General features: G+C 64.1%; 2 protein-coding genes. Both read left to right on the forward strand.

Going from position 1 to position 2,622, the window contains the following annotated elements; translation table 11 throughout:
• Positions 1-180: 180 nt before the first annotated feature.
• Positions 181-1,686, forward strand: a complete 1,506-nt coding sequence (gene istA, locus NN5_RS24410; protein WP_067739242.1) for an IS21 family transposase — start codon at positions 181-183, stop codon at positions 1,684-1,686.
• Positions 1,683-2,552: an IS21-like element helper ATPase IstB gene (istB, locus tag NN5_RS24415; protein ID WP_067739245.1), complete on the forward strand. Its 870-nt coding sequence runs from the start codon at positions 1,683-1,685 to the stop codon at positions 2,550-2,552. The genes istA and istB overlap by 4 nt, the downstream gene beginning before the upstream one ends.
• Positions 2,553-2,622 lie beyond the last annotated feature (70 nt).

Below are 2,622 nucleotides of genomic sequence, written 5' to 3' on the forward strand. Positions count from 1 at the left end.
GTCGCGCGACGATCAGGGTGAGAAAGCGCGACAATCAAGATGAGAATCCGATGTGTCGGGATCGGCGGAGGGCGTAGCCCGTAGCCGGTCCCGACACACCGGAGGCGCTCTTTGCGGGGTGCCTGTGATGGTCGTGGTGGCCGCTATGCATCGGGTTTTCCGGGGAGGAGGACCTGGCGTGTGGCCGGCCGACACATCAACGATCATCAGGTGAGACTTTTCATGACCAACAGACGTAATGACCCCGTCGCTCTGGCGGCGGCAAAGGCTGGGTTCAGTCCGGCGACGGGCTATCGGGTTCTGCAGGACGCCCGGCTGCCATCACAGCGGCAAACACCGCGCAGTCGGCGCCGGCCTGATCCCCTTGCCGGTATCTTCGATGAAGTTGTCGTGCCGATGCTGGAGGCTGCTCCCGGCCTCCGGCCCATAGCAATCTTCGAGGAACTACGGCGCCGATATCCCGAGACGGAGTTCGGCTCCCGGCGAACCCTGGAGAGGCGCATTCGTGACTGGCGCGCCATGAACGGACAGGATCGCGAAGTCATTTTCCGGCAAGTGCACGAGGCGGGGCGGCTCGGCCTGTCCGATTTTACGTGCATGGACGATCTGGCAGTTTCGATCGCCGGACAGCCGCTGGACCACCTGCTCTATCACTTCCGGCTTCCTTGTGGCGGCTTCGAGCATGGGCACATCATCCTGGGCGGCGAGAGTTTCGTCGCCTTGGCCGAAGGGCTGCAGAACGCGCTCTGGTCGGCAGGCGGCGCGCCGAAGCTACATCGCACCGACAGCCTCTCGGCCGCCTTCCGCAATCTGGACGCCGATGCCAGGATCGATCTGACCAAGCGCTATGACGCGCTCTGTGCCCATTATGGAATGGAGCCCACGAGGAACAACCGGGGCGTTGCTCACGAGAACGGCGCGATCGAGAGTGCCCATGGCCATATCAAGGCTGCCGTGAAGGATGCGCTGTTGCTGCGCGGTAGCGGTGACTTCGCCGACCTTGCCGACTATCGCCGCTTCATCGACGAGGTCGTAAATGCGCGCAACCGGCGGCACGGCCCCGGGATCGATGCCGAACGCAAGTTCCTGCAGCCGCTGCCGGACGTGCGCACCACCGACTACGAGGAGATCCTCGTGACGGTCACGTCCTCGGGCGGCTTCACGCTGCGCAAGGTGTTCTACACGGTCCCATCCCGCCTGATCGGGCACCGTTTGCGGGTCCGCCTGTATGATGACCGCCTCGACGTCTTCATCGGGGGCACGAGGCTCATGACCCTGCCGCGCGGCCGCGCAGGCATGAACGGGAAGCACGGCCACGTTGTCGATTACCGCCACGTGATCCATTCCCTGCGCCGCAAGCCTATGGCGCTGCTGGGGCTGGTCTATCGCGACAGCCTGTTCCCGCGAGATGCCTATCGCCTGATGTTCGAGCACTTGCTGGAAGTTCAGGGCGAGCGGGAGGCCTGCCGCACCACCGTCGAACTTCTGGCCATGGCCCACGAACGCGCATGCGAGGCCGAACTCGCCGGACTCCTGGCCGAAGACCTGACCGCGCGCCGAACACCGTGCCTGACAACCTTGCGGGCCCGGTTTAGTCCGGACCCTGCCGATCTGCCCGAAGTCGTGGTCGAACTGGTGCCGCTCTCGATCTACGACGGACTGATCAAACAGGGAGAAGCCGCATGAACGCCGCTCCCATGATCGATGCACAGCGCCTCAGCCTGATGCTCAACGAGCTGCGCTTGCCCACCATCAAGCACATCTGGGGCGACTTTGCCGCCCAGGCGGACAAGGAGGGGTGGCCCGCCAGCAGGTTTCTCGCCGCGCTCGCCGAGCACGAACTCGCCGAACGCGATCGCCGCCGGATCGAACGCCACCTGGCAGAGGCCCATCTGCCCGCAGGCAAGACCCTGGACTGCTTCGCCTTCGATGCCGTGCCGATGATCTCCAAGGCCCAAGTCATGGCCCTGTGCGCCGGCGATGGCTGGCTCGAGCAAGGCGCCAATCTCATTCTGTTCGGTCCGCCCGGCGGTGGCAAAACCCATCTCGCCGCGGCAATCGGCCTCGCTCTGGTGGAACGGGGCTGGAGGGTTCTGTTCACCCGAACTTCCGACCTCGTGCAACGCCTGCAGGTCGCGCGACGCGAACTCGCACTCGAATCCGCGATGGCCAAACTCGACAAATACCACCTGCTTGTTCTCGACGACTTCGCCTACATCTCGCGCGATCAGGCCGAGACGTCGGTGCTCTTCGAGCTGATCAGCGCCCGATACGAGCGACGGTCATTGCTGATCACCGCCAACCAGCCCTTTGGCGAATGGAACAGGGTCTTCCCGGATCCCGCCATGACGCTCGCCGCCGTGGACAGGCTCGTCCACCACGCCACCATCTTCGAGATGAACGTCGAAAGTTACCGGCGGCGCACCGCACAGGCCAGGCGCACCGGCGCCGGGCGCCCCGCCGCCTACACCACCCCAAAGGTCCTCGAGACCATCCGCGACAATCAGGATGAGAACGACGAACTTGCCAGCGACAATCAAAACAGGCACTGATCGACGCGCCGCGACAATCACTTTCTCATCCTGATTGACGCGTAATCCTCATCCAGTTTGTCGCGCTACA

This window comes from Novosphingobium naphthalenivorans NBRC 102051 (assembly GCF_001590985.1).
Taxonomy (GTDB): Bacteria; Pseudomonadota; Alphaproteobacteria; order Sphingomonadales; family Sphingomonadaceae; genus Novosphingobium; species Novosphingobium naphthalenivorans.

What these genes read in the sequence shown, in the direction of transcription:
- istB (WP_067739245.1), top strand. Translation starts at nt 1,683, where the DNA reads ATGAACGCCGCTCCCATGATCGATGCACAGCGCCTCAGCCTGATGCTC.